General features: G+C 58.8%; 19 protein-coding genes. 18 read left to right on the top strand and 1 reads right to left on the bottom strand.

From position 1 onward, the window contains the following. Window positions 1-239 precede the first annotated feature (239 nt). The 4 genes from argS to thrB all read left to right on the top strand — a co-directional run bounded on the left by argS (window position 240) and on the right by thrB (window position 5583). The gene (gene argS, locus HMPREF2614_RS02400; RefSeq protein WP_222867213.1) at window positions 240-1841 is read left to right on the top strand and encodes an arginine--tRNA ligase; all 1602 of its coding nucleotides are present in this window, start codon (window positions 240-242) and stop codon (window positions 1839-1841) included. A gap of 65 nt (window positions 1842-1906) precedes the next feature. Then, window positions 1907-3325, top strand: coding sequence for a diaminopimelate decarboxylase (gene lysA, locus HMPREF2614_RS02395; RefSeq protein ID WP_070560035.1), 1419 nt, complete (start codon window positions 1907-1909; stop codon window positions 3323-3325). Further along, entirely contained in the window at window positions 3322-4656 is a 1335-nt protein-coding gene (locus tag HMPREF2614_RS02390) for a homoserine dehydrogenase (protein WP_038628451.1), read from the top strand. Before lysA ends, HMPREF2614_RS02390 begins: the two co-directional genes overlap by 4 nt. Continuing rightward, window positions 4657-5583, top strand: a complete 927-nt coding sequence (thrB, locus tag HMPREF2614_RS02385) for a homoserine kinase (protein ID WP_070560033.1) — start codon at window positions 4657-4659, stop codon at window positions 5581-5583. Window positions 5584-5628: 45 nt separating this feature from the next. Here the strand turns inward: thrB and HMPREF2614_RS02380 are convergent, their stop codons facing one another. Next, on the bottom strand, window positions 5629-7347 hold the full coding sequence (locus tag HMPREF2614_RS02380) for a long-chain fatty-acid--CoA ligase (RefSeq protein ID WP_070560031.1): 1719 nt from the start codon (window positions 7345-7347) through the stop codon (window positions 5629-5631). Window positions 7348-7861: 514 nt separating this feature from the next. Between HMPREF2614_RS02380 and rho the strand changes: the two genes are divergently transcribed. The 14 genes from rho (at window position 7862) to HMPREF2614_RS02310 (ending at window position 21981) form a co-directional block, all read left to right on the top strand. Further along, on the top strand, window positions 7862-9853 hold the full coding sequence (gene rho / locus HMPREF2614_RS02375) for a transcription termination factor Rho (protein WP_070560028.1): 1992 nt from the start codon (window positions 7862-7864) through the stop codon (window positions 9851-9853). 114 nt (window positions 9854-9967) lie between these two features. Further along, window positions 9968-11041 (top strand): peptide chain release factor 1, encoded by a 1074-nt coding sequence (prfA, locus tag HMPREF2614_RS02370; protein WP_005509382.1) that lies wholly within the window; start codon window positions 9968-9970, stop codon window positions 11039-11041. After that, window positions 11028-11972 carry a peptide chain release factor N(5)-glutamine methyltransferase gene (prmC, locus tag HMPREF2614_RS02365; protein ID WP_070560026.1) on the top strand — a complete coding sequence of 315 codons (945 nt, stop codon included), beginning with the start codon at window positions 11028-11030 and terminating at the stop codon, window positions 11970-11972. Before prfA ends, prmC begins: the two co-directional genes overlap by 14 nt. 37 nt (window positions 11973-12009) lie before the next feature. Then, entirely contained in the window at window positions 12010-12666 is a 657-nt protein-coding gene (locus HMPREF2614_RS02360) for an L-threonylcarbamoyladenylate synthase (RefSeq protein WP_038628463.1), read from the top strand. Window positions 12667-12748: 82 nt separating this feature from the next. Next, window positions 12749-13981, top strand: a complete 1233-nt coding sequence (locus HMPREF2614_RS02355; RefSeq protein WP_371325816.1) for an MraY family glycosyltransferase — start codon at window positions 12749-12751, stop codon at window positions 13979-13981. Further along, window positions 13978-14427, top strand: a complete 450-nt coding sequence (locus tag HMPREF2614_RS02350) for a Cg1360 family ATP-synthase-associated protein (protein WP_038628464.1) — start codon at window positions 13978-13980, stop codon at window positions 14425-14427. Before HMPREF2614_RS02355 ends, HMPREF2614_RS02350 begins: the two co-directional genes overlap by 4 nt. 390 nt (window positions 14428-14817) lie before the next feature. Then, entirely contained in the window at window positions 14818-15612 is a 795-nt protein-coding gene (atpB, locus tag HMPREF2614_RS02345) for a F0F1 ATP synthase subunit A (protein WP_016422455.1), read from the top strand. Between the two features lie 140 nt (window positions 15613-15752). Beyond that, window positions 15753-16004, top strand: a complete 252-nt coding sequence (locus HMPREF2614_RS02340; RefSeq protein ID WP_016422456.1) for an ATP synthase F0 subunit C — start codon at window positions 15753-15755, stop codon at window positions 16002-16004. A 32-nt stretch (window positions 16005-16036) separates the two neighbouring features. Further along, window positions 16037-16600, top strand: a complete 564-nt coding sequence (locus tag HMPREF2614_RS02335) for a F0F1 ATP synthase subunit B (RefSeq protein WP_038628467.1) — start codon at window positions 16037-16039, stop codon at window positions 16598-16600. 5 nt (window positions 16601-16605) lie between these two features. Further along, window positions 16606-17424, top strand: coding sequence for a F0F1 ATP synthase subunit delta (locus HMPREF2614_RS02330; protein ID WP_070560022.1), 819 nt, complete (start codon window positions 16606-16608; stop codon window positions 17422-17424). 54 nt (window positions 17425-17478) lie between these two features. Continuing rightward, the gene (gene atpA, locus HMPREF2614_RS02325; RefSeq protein WP_038628471.1) at window positions 17479-19122 is read left to right on the top strand and encodes a F0F1 ATP synthase subunit alpha; all 1644 of its coding nucleotides are present in this window, start codon (window positions 17479-17481) and stop codon (window positions 19120-19122) included. A gap of 53 nt (window positions 19123-19175) precedes the next feature. Then, window positions 19176-20156, top strand: coding sequence for a F0F1 ATP synthase subunit gamma (locus HMPREF2614_RS02320; protein WP_038628474.1), 981 nt, complete (start codon window positions 19176-19178; stop codon window positions 20154-20156). Between the two features lie 2 nt (window positions 20157-20158). Then, complete coding sequence (gene atpD, locus HMPREF2614_RS02315) at window positions 20159-21598, top strand: F0F1 ATP synthase subunit beta (protein ID WP_038628477.1); 1440 nt, start codon at window positions 20159-20161, stop codon at window positions 21596-21598. Between the two features lie 11 nt (window positions 21599-21609). Next, window positions 21610-21981: a F0F1 ATP synthase subunit epsilon gene (locus tag HMPREF2614_RS02310; protein ID WP_038628479.1), complete on the top strand. Its 372-nt coding sequence runs from the start codon at window positions 21610-21612 to the stop codon at window positions 21979-21981. Window positions 21982-22076: the final 95 nt, after the last annotated feature.

Here is a 22076-nt window from a genome sequence, read left to right as displayed (position 1 = left end):
TAAGGCAATAATTTCCTACCTGAATGCTACGCCTAGGCCCGGATTAAATCTGTTCTCAACGCAAATTCGCCTGGATCGTGAAAATGGCTAGTTGCAGTCGGACTCCACGACCTGCAGATGCCCCTCAAATGAATCTTTTGGTGGCTGATGTTTCCACGACTGCGATTGACCTAATAGGATAGGCAATCGTGAATCCTGCTGATCTTGCTGTACTAGTCCGAAAAGTCACCGTCGAGGTTTTGACTTCCCACGATGCCGATGTCTCTATCGTGCCGGAAAACCCGACTGTCGAGCGTCCGCGTAACCCTGAGCACGGCGACTATGCAACCAATATCGCTATGCAGCTGGGCAAGCGTGTCGGTATGGTGCCGCGTGACTTGGCAACTGAAATTGCCACAGCGCTCGGCGCCTCTGAGGGTATCGATGAAGCAACCATCGCAGGCCCGGGCTTTATTAACATCCGCCTGGCCTCCGATGCCCAGGGCAAGATCGTCGAGGACGTCTTGGCAGCGGGGGAGAAGTGGGGTCATGCCGATTTCAACTCCAACCTCGACGTGAACCTGGAGTTTGTCTCCGCAAATCCGACCGGGCCGATTCACCTGGGTGGTACCCGCTGGGCAGCAGTCGGTGACGCTCTTGGTCGTGTCCTGTCCGCCACGGGCGCCAAGGTCACCCGCGAGTACTACTTCAATGACCACGGTCGCCAGATTGACCGCTTCTCCGACTCCCTGGTTGCCGCCGCTCGGAACCAGCCGACCCCGGAGGATGGCTACGGCGGAGAGTACATCCAGGACATTGCTGCTGCTGTGCTGGAGAAGAATCCGCAGGCACTCGAGGGCTCTGAGGAGGAGGTCCAGGAGCACTTCCGCGTCATCGGTGTGGACATGATGTTCGAGCACATCAAGGAGTCTCTGCACGAGTTCGGCACCGATTTCGATGTTTACTTCCACGAAAACTCGCTGTTCGAGTCCGGTCAGGTGGAAGCAGCTGTCAACTCCCTGAAGGAAAACGGCAAACTCTACGAAGCTGACGGCGCGTGGTGGTTGAAGTCCACCGATTACGGTGACGATAAGGACCGCGTGGTCATCAAGTCCGACGGCGATGCAGCCTACATTGCGGGTGACATCGCATACGTTAAGAACAAGTTCGACCGCGGCCACAACCTGTGCATTTACATGCTGGGTGCCGATCACCACGGCTACATCGCACGTCTGCGTGCCGCCGCTGCCGCGCTCGGCTACAACGCAGACGGTGTCGAGGTGCTCATCGGTCAGATGGTCAACTTGCTTCGCGACGGCAAGGCCGTCCGGATGTCCAAGCGCGCGGGCACAGTAGTGACCTTGGACGACCTGGTTGAGGCAATCGGTGTCGATGCTGCTCGCTACTCGCTAATCCGTTCCTCCGTGGACTCCAGCCTGGATATTGACCTGGGGCTGTGGGCTTCGCAGTCCAGCGACAACCCGGTCTACTACGTCCAGTACGGCCACGCTCGTCTGTGCTCAATCGGCCGCCGTGCCGAAGAGGCTGGTGTGACCAGCGAAGATGCCGACTTCTCCCTGCTGGTAGAGGACCGTGAAGGTGAGCTCATCCGCACTATCGGTGAGTTTCCGGCGATCATCAAGTCCGCTGCTGACCTGCGGGAACCACACCGCATTGCCCGTTACGCTGAGCAGCTCGCCGGTGTCTTCCACCGCTTCTACGACACCTGCCAGATTCTGCCTAAGGCCGACGAAGAGGTATCCGAGCTGCACCGTGCTCGTCTCGGCCTGGCTGAGGCTACCCGCCAGACGCTGGCCAATGCTCTGCAGCTGCTCGGTGTTACCGCACCTGAGCGCATGTAGTCGAACGCGCCCGTAAAACTACACCCCGTTGCTCCGCCCGGGTAACGGAGAAAGAGAGCTGTTTCGTGCCTATCGACGGCAATGGTTTCGAGCTGGGTGGCTACACCCGGCCCGATTCCACTCAATTTAATGAACTACCAGCGCATGTCTGGCCAACTACCGCCCGTCGTCGGGGTAATGACGAAGAGAATCCCGGCTCAGTGGAAATTGGCGGAGTGAGCCTGATCGACATTGCCAAAGAATTTGGCACTCCGGTTTTTGTCGTCGATGAGCAGGACTTCCGCTCCCGCTGCCGCTCGATGGCCAAGGCCTTCCGCGGCGCGGAGAATGTCCACTACGCGTCCAAGGCTTTTCTGTCGAAGACCATTGCCCGCTGGGTAATGGAGGAGGGGCTGCATCTCGATGTCGCCTCGGGCAACGAGATGGCTATCGCTCTTGCTGCGGGCTTCCCAGCCAAGGACATGACCTTCCACGGCAATAACAAGTCCACCGCAGAGCTGCGCGATGCTATCTCAGCTGGCGTCGGCAAAATTGTGCTTGACTCCCGTTCGGAGCTGCGTCGCCTGTCCCAGGTGGCGGCTGAAGCAGGCGTGGTGCAGGACGTGCTCGTCCGCGTGAAGCCCGGTGTGGAAGCACACACCCATGAGTTCATCGCTACCGCGCACGAGGATCAGAAGTTCGGCTTTTCCCTCGCGTCCGGTTCAGCGCTGGAAGCTGCCAACCTCGTAGAAGAGGACGACAATCTGCGCCTGATTGGTCTGCACTGTCACATCGGCTCCCAGATTGTCGATTCCGACGGTTTCATTCTCGCGGCCGAGCGCGTGTTCTCGCTGGTGGAAAAGCTCGTCGAACGCCACGGCACTGAAATCTCGAAACACTTCAACACCCTTGACCTCGGTGGCGGTTTCGGTATTGCATACACCGCAGGCGAGCAGCCCCTTGACGTTGCTCCGCTTGCCTACGAGATCCTCACTGCTGTGGACAAGCTTGCGCAGCGTATCGGCATTGAAACTCCGACAGTGGCTGTTGAACCGGGTCGTGCCATCGTTGGCCCGTCCATGGTCACGGTGTACGAAGTGGGCACTTTGAAGGATGTGACCATCGATGAAGGCATGACCCGTCGTTATGTATCGGTCGATGGTGGAATGAGCGACAATATTCGTCCGGCGCTTTACGGCTCGAACTATGATGGTCGCGTCGTTAATCGCGAAGTATCAGGTTCCAGGATTCCCACCCGTGTCGTCGGAAAGCACTGTGAATCGGGAGACATTCTGATTAATGACGCGAACTACCCGGACGACATTGTTGAGGGTGATCTGTTCGCGCTGGCTGCTACTGGGGCATACTGTTACGCAATGGCCAGCCGCTACAACATGCTGACGCGACCACCAGTAGTGTCGGTATGCGATGGTCAAGTGACCCAAATATTAAGACGAGAAACCGTACAAGACTTACTAAGCCTGGAGTGTGAAACGCCACGATGACTGCCGCAACGAATAATCCTGGAAAGGGCGAGGGCCACAAAGTTGGTGTCGCTATTTTAGGTCTTGGCACAGTCGGTACTGAGGTTTACCGCCTGCTCAACGAGAAGGCTGAGGACTTCGAGCGCCGCATCGGCGGCCCGGTCGAGGTCGTTGGTATTGCTGTGAGCGACAAGACCAAGCCGCGTCCGAATGTGGATCAGGATCTTCTTACCGACGATGCTTTTTCGCTGGTCCAGCGCGATGGCGTTGACCTGGTAGTCGAGGTCATCGGTGGCATTGATTACCCACGTCGCGTTGTGCTGGAGGCACTGCGTGCGGGCAAGTCGGTCGTGACGGCCAATAAGGCACTTGTCGCAGCTCACGGCGAGGAGCTCTCTGAGGCTGCCGATTCCTCAGGCGTCGACCTTTTCTTTGAGGCTGCTGTGGCTGCAGCTATTCCGGTCGTCGGGCCGCTGCGCCGTTCGCTGGCCGGTGACACTGTCAATACGGTCATGGGCATTGTCAACGGCACCACTAACTTCATCCTTGATGCGATGGACTCCACCGGTGCGGACTACGACGAGATGCTGGCAGAGGCCACCCGCCTGGGTTATGCCGAGGCCGACCCGACTGCAGACGTCGAGGGCCACGATGCCGCTTCCAAGGCAGCTATTCTGGCCAGCCTGGCATTCCACACCCGCGTGACTGCTGATGACGTTCACTGCGAGGGCATTACCGAGATCACCGCTGATGACATCGCAGCCGCCAAGAGCGCAGACTGCACCATTAAGCTGCTGGCTACCTGTGAGCGGGTCACGGACGAGAATGGCAAGGAGTCCATTTCCGCCCGCGTGTACCCAGCGCTGATTCCACGTCGTCACCCGCTGGCAACTGTGCGTGAGTCTTTCAACGCTGTATTCATTGAGGCCGAGGCCGCTGGTCGCCTGATGTTCTACGGCAACGGCGCCGGTGGTAACCCGACAGCCTCCGCAGTGCTCGGTGACCTTGTTGCCGCCGCTCGCAACATTGTCCACGGTGGTCGCGCACCGGGGGATTCCACCTACGCTAACCTGCCGATTCTCGACTTCGGTGACGTTCGCACCCGCTACCACATCGACCTGCACGTCGACGATCGAGTCGGAGTACTTGCCGATGTCGCTCGCACCTTCTCTGATCACAACATCTCCCTGCGCACCGTCCGCCAGGAAGAGGGCGCCAACGGTGCTCGCCTGGTCATCGTGACTCACAAGGCGCTGGAGAAGGATTTGGAAGCAACGGTCGACGAATTGCGCGCCAACGACGCGGTTCTGGCCGTCAACAACGTCATTCGTATCGAAGGAATGGATATCTAAATGGCACAGGAGCTTTTCCCGGGGCAGAAGGTCACTGTCACGGTTGCAGGTTCGTCAGCGAACTTGGGCCCGGGCTTCGACACCCTGGGGTTGGCCGTCGCGCTCTACGACATTGTCGAGGTCGAGGTCATCGAATCGGGTGTCGTCGTTGAGATTCACGGTGAGGGCGAAGTCGACCTGCCGCGCAACGAGTCTAATCTGGTAGTGCGCGCGATTCGCGCGGGCCTTCGCGCCGCAGGTGTCGAGGCACCGGGGCTGAAGGTTATTTGCCATAACACCATTCCGCAGTCGCGCGGCCTGGGCTCTTCCGCAGCAGCCGCCGTCGCTGGTGTCGCTGCAGCTAACGGTCTGGCCGGCTTCCCGCTTACCGACGACCAGGTAATCCAGGAATCCTCGGTCTTCGAGGGCCACCCGGATAACGCTGGCGCATCCGTCCTCGGCGGAGCAGTGGTCAGCTGGACTGACAAGCCTGTCGATGGTCGCACCGCACCTCAGTACCGAGCAGTGAGCATTCCGGTGCATAAATCCATTCAGGCGACTGCACTCGTACCGGCATTTCACGCCTCCACGAATGCGGTCCGTCAGGTGCTGCCGAGCGATGTTTCGCATGTCGACGCTCGTTTCAATGTCTCCCGTACTGCGGTTATGACCGCAGCGCTGCAGTCCCACCCGGAACTGCTGTGGGAGGGAACGCGAGATCGCCTGCACCAGCCGTACCGCTCCGACGTGCTGCCGGTGACCGCAGAGTGGGTCAACCGCCTGCGCAACCGTGGCTACGCGGCATTCCTCTCGGGCGCTGGCCCGACCTGTATGGTTCTGGGAACTACTGCAGTGGATGAGAAGATCTTGGACGATGCCCGCGAGGCTGGCATCAAGGTCATGGAGCTGGGAATCGGCGAGCCGGTTAAGGTCGTGGTCGACGGCTAAGCCGTTACTGCGGACAGCTGCCGAGCCGGTGGCTTAGCCTACCACCTACTTTTCGCCCGGCCCTTTCAGTTTCACGATGCTGTACTGGCCTGCGCTCAAGTGCGAGCGCAGGTCTTTCTTGTCGAACTTGCCCACTGAGGTCTTATCGATTGAGTCCACGAAGGCCCAGTATTCCGGCAGCATCCACTTCGGCAGCTTTGGCCGCAGCTCATCGCGGAGCATTTCCGCGGTCTCTTTGCTCGGTTCAACTTCCGGCATCAGCACCGTAATTGCCAGCGGGCGCTCACCCCACTTTTTATCTGGCATGCCGATAATCGCGCACTCGAGTACCTGTGGGCTTTCCATTACGAAGTTCTCCAGCTGGGCAGAGTAGATCCACTCGCCACCAGAGCGAATGACATCGCGAGCACGGTCATGAATAGTCAGGTAGCCGTCGTGAGTAATCGAGCCGACATCGCCAGTGCGTAGCCAGCCGTCCTCGGTGAACTGTTCGCTAGCCTCGTCGACCTCCGCACCGCGGAAGAAGTGAGCGGTGCCTCCAGCTTGAGCCTCCGGAGAGCTGTAGTAGCCTCCGGTGACCGTGTTGCCGCGCACCTGCAGCTCCCCCTGGTTGCGGTCATGCAGGTCGAGCACGCGGTCGTTGTCATCAACAATGCGGAACTGCATGATGTCCGGGAAACGCCCTTGGCTGACACGGTAGCGTTCGCGGGCCTCACCGGAGGCTCCGTACGGAGGGCGTGCCACGGTACCGATAGGCGAAGTCTCGGTCATGCCCCAGAAGTGGATGACGTCGACACCGTAACGCTCTTCCCATAGTCGAATCAGCGCAGGTGGAACAGGGGACCCGCCCGAGAAAATCTCCTGCAGACTCATGCGCTTCGGAGGATTGCTGAGGTAGTGCGCCATGAGGTTAATCCACAGCGTCGGCACACCCTGAGCTACGCGTGGCATTGAGGATTCGATGATTTCTGCCAGACGTGGCGCGGAGAGGTCCGCGCCGGGGAAAATCAGCGATGCCCCGCACATGAAGGAGGCCAGCGGCACGCCCCAGGACAGGACGTGATAAATGGGCACACAGCACAGCCACGGGTTTCCGTGCGAAATTGAAAAGGAGTCAGTGGTGCGCATATTCAGGCTGTGCAAGTACAGCGAGCGGTGGCTGTAGACGACACCTTTAGGTGCGCCCTCGGTACCCGTCGAGTAGCACATGGCTGCGCCGGAGTTTTCGTCGAGCTCAGGCCAGTCGAAGCGGCTAGGGCGTCCGTCGATGAGTGATTCGTAGGAGTACCACGGGATGCCATCTGGCAGGTGCTCGGCCACGTCGGACAGATCTCCGATACCGATAATGATGACAGCGCGGACGCACGGGCAGTGCGGAAGAACTTCGGCGAGCAGTTCAATCTCGGTCTGGTCCGCGATAATGACCTGGTCATCGGCGTGATTGATAATGTGCACAATCTGATCCGGCATGAGCTGCTTGTTCAGCGGCTGGAATACTGCGCCCATAGAGGCAACGCCGAGGAAGACCTCGAAGTGTTCTGCGCAGTTGTACATCAGGGTAGCGATGCGTTGGTCGCCGTCGATACCGAGCTCATCTCGAAGTGCATGTGCCAGCGCACTTGCGCGCGCGGCGAGGGCGGCAAAAGTGGTGGTCTCGGGTCCGTCACTGTTCCAGGAGGTCACCGGAGTCCGACCGTGAATGGTGCGACCGTATTCCACAATCTGAGCGATATTGAGAGGAATATGAGGCATCGTACTGCGCATAAGCTCTACAGTACCGACTCGCAGCCGCGCGACCTAGCGAAACGCAGGTGAGAACTAGTGTTGCTACCTGACTATTTGGTGACTATCCTTGGGCAATAGGTCGTTTTCAATACGCGGTTAGATACGTACTTCTTCATGTACTCCGCATGCCGTTGACCTTCGCTGTTGCTCACACAACGCGATGGCGCAACGTGACATTGAAAACACATAAATCAGTAGTGCGACTACATAGTCTTGCGGTGCTGTGGACCTAAAATTTCCTAACTATCTTCGACCTGGACGCTCGGGTTTGAGATGCGGAAATAATGTAGGCAAGATGCCTCGGTTTAGTTTCAACGTCGAGGCCTTTTGCCTGGCTTTTTCGATAATTTCCCGCCAGCTGCGGATATTTTTCCGCCCGTGGTAAAGGTTCGACGACGGAGCACACGCGGTGGCGGGCAGTAAGAACGAAAAAGTGTCAATGACATAGCCCCTGTAGAGAGTGACTGCAGGGAAGGTCGATGAAAGGACATCCGTGACCGATACGGACACCACTGCCACGGCAGGCGGCCCAGAGAATCTTGCGGCCCTCCGAATGGCAGAACTGCGTGAAATCGCTTCCAGCAAGGGCATTCGCGGCATCTCCGCCATGCGCAAGCATGAGCTGATTGAGGCCATCAAGAATGGTGCCCCGGCTGCTGGTTCCGCGCCTGCTCGGAAATCCCGCGCGAAGAAGGCTGCGGCTGGGGCTGCGGATACCGGTTCCAAGGTGAAGGATGCCAAGGAATCGCCGTCGGAAAGCGCGGACAGGGATTCCAGCAAGAGCGCCGACAAGAGCGACAAGGGCAACGACAAGCGTGACGACGCCAACGCGGATGGTCGCGAGGAGATGTCCCGCTCTCAGCAGCGTCGAAATCGTCGTAACCGTGCTCGTCAGCGCGACCAGGAGAATCAGGACGATCGCAGTAACGATAGCCGCGACGATTCCGATAACGGCAACGACCGCGGTGAGCGTAACGACAATCGTAATGATCGCGGTGATCGCGGTGATCGTAAGGACAACCGCAATGATCGTAATGATCGTAATGAACGCGGTGATCGCAACGACCGCAATAACCGCAACGATCGCAACAACCACGATCGAGACAACGACGATGACGGTCGTGGCAACCGCAACAACCGTCGTGGCCGCAACAACAATCGAAATAACGATCGCAACAACCATGACGATGAAGGTCGTGGCAACCGTAACCGCCGCAACCGTCGCAATCGCCGCGACCGTCGCGGACGCGATAACAACGGTGGGGGACACGGTGGTCAGGACGAGATCCGTGAGGATGACGTTCTTCAGCCGGTGGCTGGCATCGTCGATGTGCTAGATAACAAGACCGCATTCGTGCGCACGTCCGGCTACCTGCCGGGCTCTAACGATGTGCTGGTGTCCGCGCAAATGGTTCGTAAGTACGGCCTGCGCAAGGGCGATGCCGTCACGGGGCAGGTCCGCATGCCGCGCGAGAATGGCTCAGGCCAGGTCACTCATGGCAACGGCCGTAATCGTCGCAAGTACAACCCGCTGGTCAAGGTCGAAACCATAAACGGCCTCGATCTGGAGCAGGCAAAGCAGCGCCCGAACTTCGCTAAGCTCACTCCGCTGTACCCGAACCGTCGTCTGCGTCTGGAGACCGAGCAGAAGATCCTCACCACTCGCGTCATCGACCTGATTATGCCGATTGGTAAGGGGCAGCGTGCGCTCATCGTTTCGCCGCCAAAGGCTGGTAAGACCACGATCCTGCAGAACATCGCGAACGCTATCGCGACGAACAATCCCGAGTGCTACATGATGGTCGTGCTTGTCGACGAGCGCCCGGAGGAAGTCACCGACATGCAGCGTAGTGTCCGTGGCGAGGTCATTGCCTCCACCTTCGATCGCCCGCCGTCAGATCACACAGCAGTGGCCGAGTTGGCTATCGAGCGCGCAAAGCGTCTGGTGGAACAGGGGCAGGACGTCGTCGTACTGCTGGACTCCATTACCCGCCTTGGACGTGCGTACAACAACTCTTCGCCGGCATCGGGACGAATCCTCTCCGGTGGTGTGGACTCCAACGCTCTGTACCCACCGAAGCGCTTCTTGGGTGCTGCTCGAAACATCGAAGAAGGTGGCAGCCTCACCATCATCGCCACCGCGATGGTAGAGACCGGTTCCGCAGGTGACACCGTTATCTTCGAGGAGTTCAAGGGCACCGGTAACGCTGAGCTGAAGCTCGACCGTAAAATCTCCGAGCGCCGCGTGTTCCCGGCAGTGGATGTCAACCCGTCGGGTACTCGTAAGGATGAGCTGCTGCTGAGTACGGAGGAGGCTCGCGTGATGCACAAGCTGCGCCGCATCCTCTCCGCGCTGGAATTGCAGGCAGCTATCGACCTGCTGATTAAGCAGCTGAAGAAGACCCGTAACAACAAGGAATTCCTGATGCAGGTGGCTTCTTCTGCGCCAATGGCCGCCGACGTTGATGTGGATGACATGCTTTAGCTGGGGTTAGCCACAAGGGGCGGTGCCACAGTGCCAGCGGTGCGACAGCGCCACCCCGTCCGAAACCACAGCACCAACCAGCATTTCACCCATCACAATCTGAAGGAATATTCAATGGCTAATCAGGTTTCCGCAGTTGACGACATCCTCTCCGAGTATCACGGGCTCGAGGCTCAGCTGGCTGACCCCGAACTGCACAACGACCCGAAGGCTGCCCGTAAGGTCGGCAAGCGCTTCAATGAGTTGCAGCCGGTCATTCAGACTCACAAGAAGCTGACTGAAGTCCAGGATGACCTGGAGGCAGCGCGCGAGATGGCTTACGAGGACTCCGAGTTTGCAGCTGAGGCTGAGCGTCTCGCTGCCGAGGCAGAGGAGCTCGAGGAGAAGCTCGCTGACCTGCTGGCTCCGCGCGATCCGCACGACAGCGATGACATCGTGATGGAGCTCAAGTCCGGTGCCGGCGGTGAGGAGGCAGCGCTCTTCGCAGGTGAGCTCGCACGCATGTACCAGCGCTACGCTGAAAAGCACGGCTTCACCACCGAAATCCTCGGCCTGTCCGAGTCCGATCTCGGCGGTGTAAAGGACATGACCATGTCCATCCGTGCCAAGACTCCGTCCCGCGACGGCGCGTGGAGCGTGTTCAAGTTCGAAGGTGGCGTTCACCGCGTGCAGCGCGTGCCGGTCACCGAATCGCAGGGCCGTATCCAGACCTCCGCCGCTGGTGTGCTGGTCTACCCGGAGCCCGACGAGGTCGAGGACATTCAGATTGATGAGAAGGATCTGCGTGTCGACGTCTACCGCTCCTCCGGTAAGGGTGGTCAGGGTGTTAACACCACTGACTCCGCCGTTCGCCTCACTCACCTGCCGACCGGTCTCGTCGTTACCTGTCAGAAGGAACGCTCTCAGATTCAGAACAAGGCCCGCGCTATGCAGGTCCTTGCTGCTCGACTGCAGCAGATGAAGGAGGAGGAGATCGCCGAGGCCGCCTCTGACCAGCGTAAGTCTCAGGTGCGCAACATGGATCGCTCCGAGCGCATCCGCACTTATAACTTCCCGGAGAACCGCGTTTCCGATCATCGCATCGGTTACAAGGCTCATAACCTGGACTCGGTGCTGGGCGGCGACATGGATGACCTGCTCAAGGCCCTCCACGACGCGGAGCGCGCTGAGCGTCTTGAAGCCGAGTAGTCCCACGCCCGCAGAAAATAGCTCGCCGACGTTACCGGATTCCGTCCGTACTCTCGGCGAGCTGTTTCGCTATGCGCGTCGCACGCTTAACGACGCGGCGCTGGCTTCTCCGGATGCCGACGCACGGGCGCTATTTGCAGCCGCAGTCAATGCGGGACCGGCAGACATTATCTTCCGCGGAGACGAACCGTACACCGATGAGGCCGGTCGCAAGCATTTGGCAGAGATGCTGGCCCGCAGAGTGGCTCGTGAGCCACTGCAGCACATCATCGGTACAGCGCCGATGATGAGCCTGGAACTACAGGTTGGGCTCGGTGTTTTTGTGCCCCGGCCAGAGACGGAACTGCTTGCGCAGTGGGCAATCGATCGAGCCCGTGAACTGGTCGCAAGTGGCGTCGTCAAGCCGAAAATCGTTGACCTGTGTACCGGATCTGGGGCGCTGGCGTTGGCGATTGCCGACGCCGTACCCGAAGCGGACGTGGTGGCTGTAGAGCTCTCTGAGCGGGCACGGGCGTGGGCTGCGAAGAACATCGAGACGTATGGCAATGGGCGTGTGCACCTAGTTTCTGGCGATGTCACGGATGTTCAGCTGATTGATGATGGCGGTGAGCTCGCAGATTGGGTAGGCGAGACCGACATTGTTGTGTCCAACCCTCCATATGTGCCCGAAGACACGGAGGTTGACCCCGAGGTGAGAGCTGATCCGCACTCTGCGGTCTTTGGCGGCGACGATGGGCTAGATGTCATTCGACCTATGATTAACCTAGTGGATGCGCTGGTGCGGCCGGGTGGAGTCATCGGCATTGAGCACGATGACTCTTCGGGCAGTGACGTCAGTTCACTGCTGAAGGAAACCTGGGATTACGCTGATGTAGAGGTCCGCCGTGACTTTGCAGGCCGTGATCGTTTTACGGTGGGACGCAAGAATTGATCTTAAAAGCAAACTTTGAAGCAGGAGCAAAAATCTGATGAGCAGGATTATGGACTGCAGCACAGATGAAAACCGCGAACGCGCAATTGCAGCAGCAGTAGATGCTGTGAAGGCAGGACGGCTGGTCGTAATGCCTACCGATACCGTCTACGGCCTTGGCTGCGATGCCTTTGATAACCAGGCCGTTGCCTCCTTGCTGCGTGCTAAACACCGCGGCCCAGATATGCCGGTGCCGGTGCTGGTGGGTTCCTGGAGCACGATTGAGGGGCTCGTCCGCGAATACTCACCAGCTGCTCGCACGCTGGTGGAGGCTTTCTGGCCGGGTGGCCTTTCGCTGGTTGTGAACCAGGCGCCGAGCTTGCCGTGGAACCTTGGTGATACCGCGGGTACGGTCATGCTGCGCATGCCGCTGCACCCAATCGCCATCGAGATTCTGCGCCGAACCGGTCCGATGGCGGTATCCAGCGCGAACATCTCCGGCCAGGCACCGGCCACCAATGCCGTGCGTGCCAAGCAGATGCTCGGTGGGGAAGCGGCTGTCTACGTCGACGGCGGCGAAGCCACGATTGGGACCCCATCGACGATTGTCGATATCTCGACTCCGGTGCCGAGGATTCTGCGCGAAGGCGCTGTGTCGGCTGCGGCGGTTGCCGAGGTTTTGAGTACGACACCCGAGCGACTGCTGGGGCAGTAATCTTGGCTACCTAAAGTCTTTCCTGTTTAGTATCTGCAGCGATTGTGTGGGTGAGTAGTACCTAGTGGCGGACATGAGCTTATTGGCAGCCCAGTCGGGTGGGGCAGGTGTGCCCATCCGAGAGCTCGCCATGCTCGTTTTAGTTTCCGCTGCTGTCAGTTATTTGCTCACTGGAGTAGTGCGTTATGTGCTGGTTCGCTCGGGCTGGTTGGATGCGCCCCGCACGCGCGATGTCCACGATATTCCGAAGCCCAGGCTCGGAGGCGTGGCGATGTACTCCGGGGTGGTCGCAGCTATCGCCCTTGCCTCGGTGATGCCGGCTCTCACCCGTGGTTTTCCGCCCATGACTCCAGATATGAGGGCAGTTGTGGCGGCTGCGTCGCTATTGCTGATTGTCGGTATTTGGGATGATCTCTTTGACCTAGATGCCATCACTAAACTTATAGGGCAGGTTGCGGCGGCACTTTTGATGTCATTTATGGGTGTCAACTGGTATTTGCTCTATATCCCATTTAGTGGTGGTGCCACGCTTATTCTCGACCCAATCATGTCCACAGTCTTGACTGTTCTCTTTACTGTGGCGCTGATTAACGCCTTCAACTTTGTAGACGGCATCGATGGTCTCGCGGCGGGACTCGGTATGATTGCCGCGGCGGCAATCCTTGTCTATTCGATGGTCATGCTCCACGACCAAGGCGGCACCGTCTCTGCCTATCCACCCGCGATGATTTCCGCGTGTCTCCTTGGCGCTTGCCTGGGCTTCTTGCCGCACAACTTCGAGCCGGCACGCATTTTTATGGGTGATTCCGGCGCCATGATGATTGGCCTGCTTCTCGCAGCGGCATCGGTGTCGGCGTCGGGACGCATCGCGCCCTCCATGTACGGCACTGCCGACGTCATCGCCCTGATCTCACCGATTGTGGTCGTCATCGCCGCAATTAGTGTGCCAATGCTCGACTTGCTGCTGGCTGTTGTTCGCCGCGTTAGCCAGGGCAAGTCACCCTTCTCGCCGGACAAAATGCATATTCACCACCGCCTACTGTCGATGGGACACAGTCATCGCCGCGTGGTATTGGTGCTCTACCTATGGGTGTCGGTCGTCGCGTACGCCGCCGTTGCCACCACCATTTTCCCCTTCGAATTCGTTGCTCTCACCTTTGGGTTCCTGCTCATTGTTGCGGTTATCTTCACCCTCCGCCGTCGCAATGCGCTTGCCGACGACCGTTCAAGCGGAGCGCGTCCAAGACGGGGAAGTGGGGGCCGGCAGGTTATGGGACGTCGACGTGGACGCAGAAGGTACAATCTTCGACTGTGACTGAAAAAACAACTCCGGAGCCCGAGTCTAAATACGACGATTCGCGGCGACCGCTGCTGGCTGCTGCTCGCTCGGGCGCAATTGCGCTCGCTGTGATTACCGTGCTTTCGCTGCTGGTCTGGGGTGGAAAAAACGGTATGCCCGGCGTGTGGGGCGTACTCCTTGGCGCGGGCATTAGCGGAACCTTCGTATTGCTTACCGTTCTAGGCATCCTCTTTACTGCTCGAACTTCCCCGTCTGTCACGCTCGCTGTTGTGCTGGGGGGCTGGCTGTTGAAGATTGTGGTGCTAATTGGCGTCTTGGTCGTTATTAGAAATCTTGAGTTTTATGACAACATGACTTTCTTCGTCACTGTTGTACTTACGCTGATGGTGACGCTTGGCGCAGAAGTGTGGGGAATGTCGCAATCTAACCTCACTTATGTGCAACCAATGAAGGACGAATAGCTCGTTAATAACTTGTTGACCTGCTGAGAGGCTGTAATGCGCTTCTAAAACCGCAGGTAATAAGCAGATTGCCGAGTTTGTGCAGAAGATGCCACAAATAGAGGCCGAAACCCACAGAGGGTGTCGGCCTCTTTGTTGGTTTCGGGGTCGGAAACACGGGGGTGTACCGGGTGGGGAAAATGAGTCAGAACTGTTATCCTGAGTTTCGGGTAAGACGGCCTGTATCGAAATAACTATCATTTCCACAGGTACGGTCCCCGTGAGCGCCGTGCTGATGAGCGAATGGAATCCGCGGCGCGACACGTTAAATGACGTCCTTCGCACCGCTTGACAATAGTTCTAGCGGCCCAATCACGGGAGAGAACGCTGAGCGTTACAACACTTGCCGAGATGCGGGGTGAGTTTCACTCACCCAACTTGCAGGAGGAGTATTTCCCGGGTGAACAATTTGGCGACTTCATCTTAGGTGGCAGTGGCGACTGGTACGCCATGGATCGTCTGATGATTGTTCGTCTTTTGATGGCCGTGATCGTCGCCGTGTTCTTCGTCGTCGCAATGCGTCGTCCGAAGCTCGTGCCGACTGGTCTGCAGAACGTTGCGGAGTTGATGCTGGACTTCGTCCGCATCCACATCGCGGAGGAGATTCTGGGTAAGAAGGAGGGGCGTCGTTTCCTTCCGGTTCTGGCCACCATCTTCTTCCTTGTTATCTCGATGAATATTGCGGCTATTATTCCTGGCCTCAATATTTCGCCGAACGCCCGAATCGGTATGCCACTGGTTCTGGCCCTGTTCGCATACGTTGCCTTCATTTACGCAGGCTCGAAGAAGATGGGCTTCTTCAAGTTTGTGAAGTCGGCAGTTGTTATTCCGAACTTGCCACCGGTACTCCACCTCATCGTGGTGCCGATCGAGATTTTCTCCAACTTCGTTCTCCGCCCAGTTACGCTGACCATCCGTCTGATGGCCAACATGCTGGCGGGCCACATGGTTCTAGTCCTGCTTTTCGGTGCCACGAACTTCTTCTTCTGGCAGCTGAATGGTTGGACCGCCCTGTCCGGGTTGACCCTTGTCGCTGCGGTAGCATTCACGCTGTTCGAGATGCTGGTGATTTTCCTGCAGGCATACATCTTTGCCCTGCTGAGCGCCGTCTACATCGAACTGTCGCTGCACGCAGACGAGCACTAACCCATAACTAATGAGGCCGCACATTCGGCAACAAGGCCTCGCCAATTTAATAGCAAGACCCACTTGACCCACAAAGCCCCGGGCCTACTTAGAACAATCTTTAATCCGGGGCCATCCTTTAAGAAAGGGAACGGTTCATAATGAACGACGTCATCCTCTCCGCCCAGGACGCTGTCCAGGCTGTCGACACCAACGCTGGCCTGAAGACCATCGGTTACGGTCTGTCCACCCTGGGCCCGGGCCTCGGTATCGGTATCGTCGCCGGCAAGACCGTTGAGGGTATGGCACGCCAGCCTGAGATGGCCGGCCAGCTGCGTACCACCATGTTCCTGGGTATCGCCTTCACTGAGGCTCTCGCCCTGATCGGCCTGGTCGCAGGCTTCGTTTTCTAAGTCCGGACCTTCAAGCGGAGAACACGTAAACCATGACAGATTTCACCTTTTTGCTAGCGGCGGGTGACCTCCCGATGGGAGAGTCCGTTGACCCGTTGCTGCCAAAGACCTATGACATCGTCTGGTCCGTTGTCCCGCTGGTAGTTATCCTGGTTCTCTTCTGGAAGCTCGTTCTTCCGAAGTTCCAGGAGGTCCTGACCGAGCGGGAGGACCGGATTGAGGGCGGCATTGAGCGCGCTGAGGCTGCACAGGCCGAGGCGAAGGCCGCTCTGGAAAAGTACAACAGTCAGCTCGCAGAGGCCCGTACTGAAGCAGCAAAGATTCGCGACGAAGCCCGTGCACAGGGCCAGCGCATCATTGCAGACGCTACGACCAAGGCCAATGACGAGAGCGCACGAATCATCGAGTCCGGTGAAAAGCAGCTCGCTGCCCAGCGTGAGCAGGTAGTCGCAGAGCTGCGCAAGGAAATGGGCCAGAACTCCATCAATCTGGCTGAGCGCCTTCTGGGCGAGCAGCTCTCCGACGACGTTCGTAACTCGTCGACGATTGATAACTTCTTGTCCAACCTTGACACCGTGGCCCCGGCCGGAAAGTAGGCGACATGCACGCAGCAAGCCGCGAATCCCTGGCAGCCCTTAGCCAGCGACTGGACGCCGCTATCGGTGGCGACAATGTTGCTGTTACTCAGGCTGCTCAGACTGGTTCCGAGCTTTTCGACATCGTCGAGGTCCTGGACTCCGACCGCGGCCTGCGTGTCGCTGTCGCCGACACCTCGGCGACTGCGGAACAGCGTTCCGGCCTTGTCCGGAGCCTGTTCGCGGGCAAGGTATCTGAGACGACTCTTAACCTCGTCGTGGATGCTGCCGCGCAGGTATGGTCCACCCCGCGTGAACTGCGTGAGGGTTTGGTAGAGCTGGGCCGTCGCGCCCTCCTTCGCTCTGCCGAAGGCCAGGGACAGCTTGAGACTGTTGAGTCTGAGCTGTTCCAACTGGGACACATCCTGGCTGAGCAGTCGCAGCTTGAACAGCTGCTGGCCGACAAGGCCGCAACCCCCGAAGCCAAGCGTGGGCTCCTCGCCTCTGTGCTGTACGGCAAGGTCACTTCCGTGACCGAGACCCTGGCACTGCAGGCTGTTGGTCGCCCATCCAAGCGCCCCGCGGACGACATTGACTCCCTGTCCCGGCTAGCCGCCGGCCTGCGGAACCACGTCGTCGCTCGCGTGACCAGTGCCACGGCCGTCTCTGACGAGCAAGAGCGAGCACTGGCGGACAAGCTCGGCCGAGTCTACGGCAAGGCGATGTCCATCCACACCGTGATCGATAAGTCGATTCTCGGTGGACTGGTCATCCGGGTTGGCGACGAGGTCATCGACGGTAGCCTTTCAACAAAGCTTGAGAAGCTGCGCGTCGGCCTCGGCTGACGGATGGTTTAGACGATTAATCACTGGAAGAATATTACCGAGAGCAGGAAGAACATGGCGGAGCTGACGATCTCCTCCGACGAGATCCGTAGCGCGATTGCGAACTACACCTCGAGCTACTCCCCGGAGGCCTCCCGCGAGGAGGTTGGCGTTGTTATCAGTGCAGCTGATGGTATCGCCCAGGTTTCGGGAATGCCGTCGGTCATGACGAATGAGCTTCTGGAGTTCCCGGGCGGCGTTATTGGCGTCGCTCAGAACCTCGACACTGACAAGGTCGGCGTTGTGGTGCTGGGTAACTTCGAGTCGCTTAAAGAGGGTGACGAGGTAAAGCGGACGGGTGACGTCCTTTCGATTCCGGTCGGGGACAAGTTCCTCGGTCGCGTAATTAACCCCCTGGGCCAGCCGATTGACGGCCTGGGCGACATTGAGGCTGAAGAGGACCGCGTCCTCGAGCTGCAGGCACCGACCGTGCTGCAGCGTCAGCCGGTTGAAGAGCCGATGGCTACTGGTATTAAGGCCATCGACGCAATGACCCCAATTGGTCGTGGTCAGCGTCAGCTGATCATTGGTGACCGTAAGACCGGTAAGACCGCGGTCTGCCTGGACACCATTTTGAACCAGAAGGCTAACTGGGAGTCCGGTGACCCGAGCAAGCAGGTGCGATGCATCTACGTTGCTATCGGTCAGAAGGGCTCCACTATTGCTGGTGTGCGTCAGACCCTCGAGGAGCAGGGCGCACTCGAGTACACCACCATCGTTGCTGCCCCGGCGTCGGATGCCGCAGGCTTCAAGTGGCTTGCACCATTCGCAGGCGCCGCACTGGGTCAGCACTGGATGTACCAGGGCAAGCACGTCCTGGTCATCTACGATGATTTGACTAAGCAGGCAGAGGCCTACCGTGCCATCTCGCTGCTGCTGCGTCGCCCGCCGGGACGCGAAGCTTACCCGGGTGACGTCTTCTACCTCCACTCCCGTCTGCTGGAGCGTGCTGCGAAGCTCTCCGACGACATGGGTGCAGGCTCGCTGACCGCACTGCCGATCATCGAGACCAAGGCAAACGACGTGTCGGCCTTCATTCCGACCAACGTCATTTCCATTACCGACGGCCAGGTCTTCCTCGAGTCCGACCTGTTCAACCAGGGTGTCCGCCCGGCTATTAACGTCGGTGTGTCGGTTTCCCGTGTTGGTGGTGCCGCACAGACCAAGGGCATGAAGAAGGTTTCCGGTAACCTGCGTCTGGACCTCGCGTCCTACCGCGACCTGGAAGCATTCGCAATGTTCGCTTCCGACCTGGACGATGCCTCCAAGCGTCAGCTGGAGCGCGGTCAGCGTCTGGTTGAGCTGCTGAAGCAGAAGGAAAACCACCCGCAGCCGGTCGAGTACCAGATGACCTCCATCTACCTCGCTGGTGAGGGCGAATTCGACGATGTCCCGGTTGAGGATGTCCGTCGCTTCGAGGCCGAGCTGCTTGAGCACCTGCAGGACACTCAGCCTGCAGTCTTCGAGCAGATTGACGGCGGCGTTGCCTTCTCTGACGAGTCCAAGGCGGCTCTGAAGTCCGCTACCGCTAACTTCAAGAAGTCCTTCCAGACTTCTGAGGGCGCACCGCTGGCTTCCGAGGCCCCGGTCGAGGCACTCGACGAGGACGAGCTCAAGAAGCAGCAGATTACGGTCTCCCGCAAGACTGCCCAGAACTAGGCAGGTTGAGCTATTCAATGACCGTTTTCGCAATTGAAGGGAGGGAATAGGACATGGCGAATCTTCGTGAACTTCGAGCCCGAATCAAGTCGGTGAACTCGACCAAGAAGATCACCAAGGCCCAGGAGCTTATCGCAACCTCGCGCATCACCAAGGCGCAGCGTCGCGTGGCAGACTCCCAGCCGTACGCCGACGAAATCGAGAAGGTCATCGGACGTCTCGCATCGGCTTCGTCGTTGGATCACCCGATGCTCGTAGAGCGTGAGGGTAACCAGCGTGTTGCAGTCCTGGTTGTCACCAGTGACCGCGGCATGTGTGGCGGCTACAACCACAACGTCCTGAAGAAAGCTGCAGAGCTGCGTACCGCTCTGGAAGAGCAAGGGCATGAGGTCGTTCTCTACGTGACTGGCCGTAAGGGCACCGACTACTACGACTTCCGTGGTGTCGAGCTGGCCGGTACGTGGGAGGGCTTCTCCCAGGATCCGGACTACGCCGCAACCCACGACGTGCGTCGTCACCTCATTGATGGTTTCAACGCTACGGCCGAGGGCACTGCCAAGTACCGCGAAGGCCTGCGTGGCACCAACGGCGAGGCCGTTCAGGGCTTTGACCAGGTCCACGTTGTCTACACGGAATTCGTGTCCATGCTTTCTCAGATTCCGCGTGCACACCAGATGCTCCCGATTGAGCCTGTGTACGAGGATGTCGAGATTGCTCAGGGCGAGGACATGCTGTCCGATGGATCAGATGACCTCAAGCCGGACTATGAATTCGAGCCTGATGCAGACACCCTGTTGGCAGAGCTTCTGCCGCAGTACGTGTCCCGCACCCTGTTCGCAGTGATGCTCGAGGCCGCTGCCTCTGAGTCCGCTGCCCGTCGTAACGCTATGAAGTCTGCGACGGACAACGCTACCGAGCTGGTCAAGGACCTCTCGCGTGTTGCTAACCAGGCACGTCAGGCACAGATTACCCAGGAAATCACAGAAATCGTCGGTGGCGCCGGTGCGCTCGACGACAGCGGAGAAAGTGACTAGATATGAGCACAGCTCTAAGTGAGCAGAACACCACCACGGCTGTGGGCCGTGTTGTGCGTGTCATCGGTGCCGTCGTCGACGTGGAGTTCCCGCGTAACGAACTGCCGGCACTTTACAACGCGCTGACCGTGGAAGTTTCCCTTCCTTCGGTCGCCAAGACCATTGTCCTCGAGACTGCACAGCACCTCGGTGACAACATGGTTCGTACCATTGCTATGGCTCCGACCGACGGCCTGGTCCGCGGTGCAGAGGTCAAGGACACCGGTAAGCCGATTTCGGTTCCGGTTGGTGACGTCGTCAAGGGTCACGTCTTTAACGCAATGGGCGACTGCCTGGACGAGCCGGGCCTGGGTCGCGATGGTGAGCAGTGGGGCATCCACCGTGAGCCGCCGGCCTTCGACCAGCTCGAGGGTAAGACCGAGATTCTCGAAACCGGTATTAAGGTCATCGACCTGCTGACCCCGTACGTTAAGGGCGGCAAGATTGGTCTGTTCGGCGGTGCCGGTGTCGGTAAGACCGTTCTGATCCAGGAGATGATTACGCGTATTGCACGCGAGTTCTCCGGTACTTCGGTCTTCGCCGGTGTTGGTGAGCGTACCCGTGAGGGCACCGACCTCTTCCTGGAAATGGAAGAGATGGGCGTTCTCCAGGACACCGCCCTCGTCTTCGGCCAGATGGACGAGCCTCCGGGAGTCCGTATGCGCGTCGCGCTGTCGGGTCTGACCATGGCAGAGTACTTCCGCGATGTTCAGCACCAGGACGTGCTGCTCTTCATTGACAACATCTTCCGTTTCACCCAGGCCGGTTCTGAGGTTTCGACCCTGCTGGGTCGTATGCCTTCCGCCGTGGGCTACCAGCCGACCCTGGCTGACGAGATGGGTGTTCTGCAGGAGCGCATTACGTCCACCAAGGGCCGTTCGATTACCTCTCTGCAGGCCGTCTACGTGCCTGCCGATGACTACACCGACCCGGCTCCGGCAACGACCTTCGCCCACCTCGATGCAACCACCGAGCTCGACCGCTCAATTGCATCGAAGGGTATTTACCCGGCAGTGAACCCGCTGACTTCGACTTCTCGTATCCTCGAGCCGTCGATCGTCGGCGAGGAGCACTACCGCGTTGCCCAGCAGGTTATTAACATCCTGCAGAAGAACAAGGAACTCCAGGACATCATCGCCATCCTCGGTATGGACGAGCTGTCTGAGGAGGACAAGGTGACCGTGCAGCGTGCACGTCGTATCCAGCGATTCTTGGGTCAGAACTTCTTCGTTGCTGAGAAGTTCACGGGTCTGCCTGGTTCGTACGTCCCGCTGAAGGACACCATTGTTGCCTTCGACCGCATCTGCAAGGGTGACTTCGACAATTACCCGGAGATGGCCTTCGACGGCCTGGGTGGCCTCGACGATGTCGAGAAGAAGTACGCTGAAATGCAGAAGAAGTAAGGGGCATCCTCATGGCTGAAATCACCGCTGAACTGGTTGCTGTTGAGCGACCGCTCTGGAAGGGTAAGGCCACTTTGGTCTCTGCTCAGACCACCGAGGGTGAGATCGGCGTGCTGCCCGGACACCAGCCGTTGCTTGGCCAGCTGGTCAACAACGGTACGGTGACCATCAAGACCGCAGACGGCAAGGTTCTTGTCGCTTCGGTACAGGGTGGGTTCATTTCCGTGTCTACCTCGAAGGTTTCGATCCTCGCGGATAAGGCAATCTGGGCTGACGAGGTTAACCTCTCCGAGGCCGAGTCCAACCTGACTTCGGATGACCCTGCAGTAAAGGCACAGGCTGAGTCGGAGGTTCGCGCGGCTCGTCGCGCTTCCACCAAGTAGTCTGTTCGCCTGAACATCCGGTCGCACGACCGTATTCTTCCTGCTTCTTTAAACGGGGCGGGGAGCTCGCAAGAGAAATCTTGCAAGCTCCCCGC

This window comes from Corynebacterium sp. HMSC074C11 (assembly GCF_001809455.1).
GTDB classification, from domain to species: domain Bacteria; phylum Actinomycetota; class Actinomycetes; order Mycobacteriales; family Mycobacteriaceae; genus Corynebacterium; species Corynebacterium amycolatum.
Note: the sequence above shows the minus strand (reverse complement) of the source record. Positions and strands in the feature narration are given on the sequence as shown.

Coding starts and splice junctions, on each gene's coding strand:
- HMPREF2614_RS02390 (WP_038628451.1), top strand. CDS start 3,322: ATGACTGCCGCAACGAATAATCCTGGAAAGGGCGAGGGCCACAAAGTT.
- thrB (WP_070560033.1), top strand. CDS start 4,657: ATGGCACAGGAGCTTTTCCCGGGGCAGAAGGTCACTGTCACGGTTGCA.
- HMPREF2614_RS02380 (WP_070560031.1), bottom strand. CDS start 7,347: ATGCGCAGTACGATGCCTCATATTCCTCTCAATATCGCTCAGATTGTG.
- prfA (WP_005509382.1), top strand. CDS start 9,968: ATGGCTAATCAGGTTTCCGCAGTTGACGACATCCTCTCCGAGTATCAC.
- HMPREF2614_RS02360 (WP_038628463.1), top strand. CDS start 12,010: ATGAGCAGGATTATGGACTGCAGCACAGATGAAAACCGCGAACGCGCA.
- atpB (WP_016422455.1), top strand. CDS start 14,818: ATGCGGGGTGAGTTTCACTCACCCAACTTGCAGGAGGAGTATTTCCCG.
- HMPREF2614_RS02340 (WP_016422456.1), top strand. CDS start 15,753: ATGAACGACGTCATCCTCTCCGCCCAGGACGCTGTCCAGGCTGTCGAC.
- HMPREF2614_RS02335 (WP_038628467.1), top strand. CDS start 16,037: ATGACAGATTTCACCTTTTTGCTAGCGGCGGGTGACCTCCCGATGGGA.
- HMPREF2614_RS02330 (WP_070560022.1), top strand. CDS start 16,606: ATGCACGCAGCAAGCCGCGAATCCCTGGCAGCCCTTAGCCAGCGACTG.
- atpA (WP_038628471.1), top strand. CDS start 17,479: ATGGCGGAGCTGACGATCTCCTCCGACGAGATCCGTAGCGCGATTGCG.
- HMPREF2614_RS02320 (WP_038628474.1), top strand. CDS start 19,176: ATGGCGAATCTTCGTGAACTTCGAGCCCGAATCAAGTCGGTGAACTCG.
- atpD (WP_038628477.1), top strand. CDS start 20,159: ATGAGCACAGCTCTAAGTGAGCAGAACACCACCACGGCTGTGGGCCGT.
- HMPREF2614_RS02310 (WP_038628479.1), top strand. CDS start 21,610: ATGGCTGAAATCACCGCTGAACTGGTTGCTGTTGAGCGACCGCTCTGG.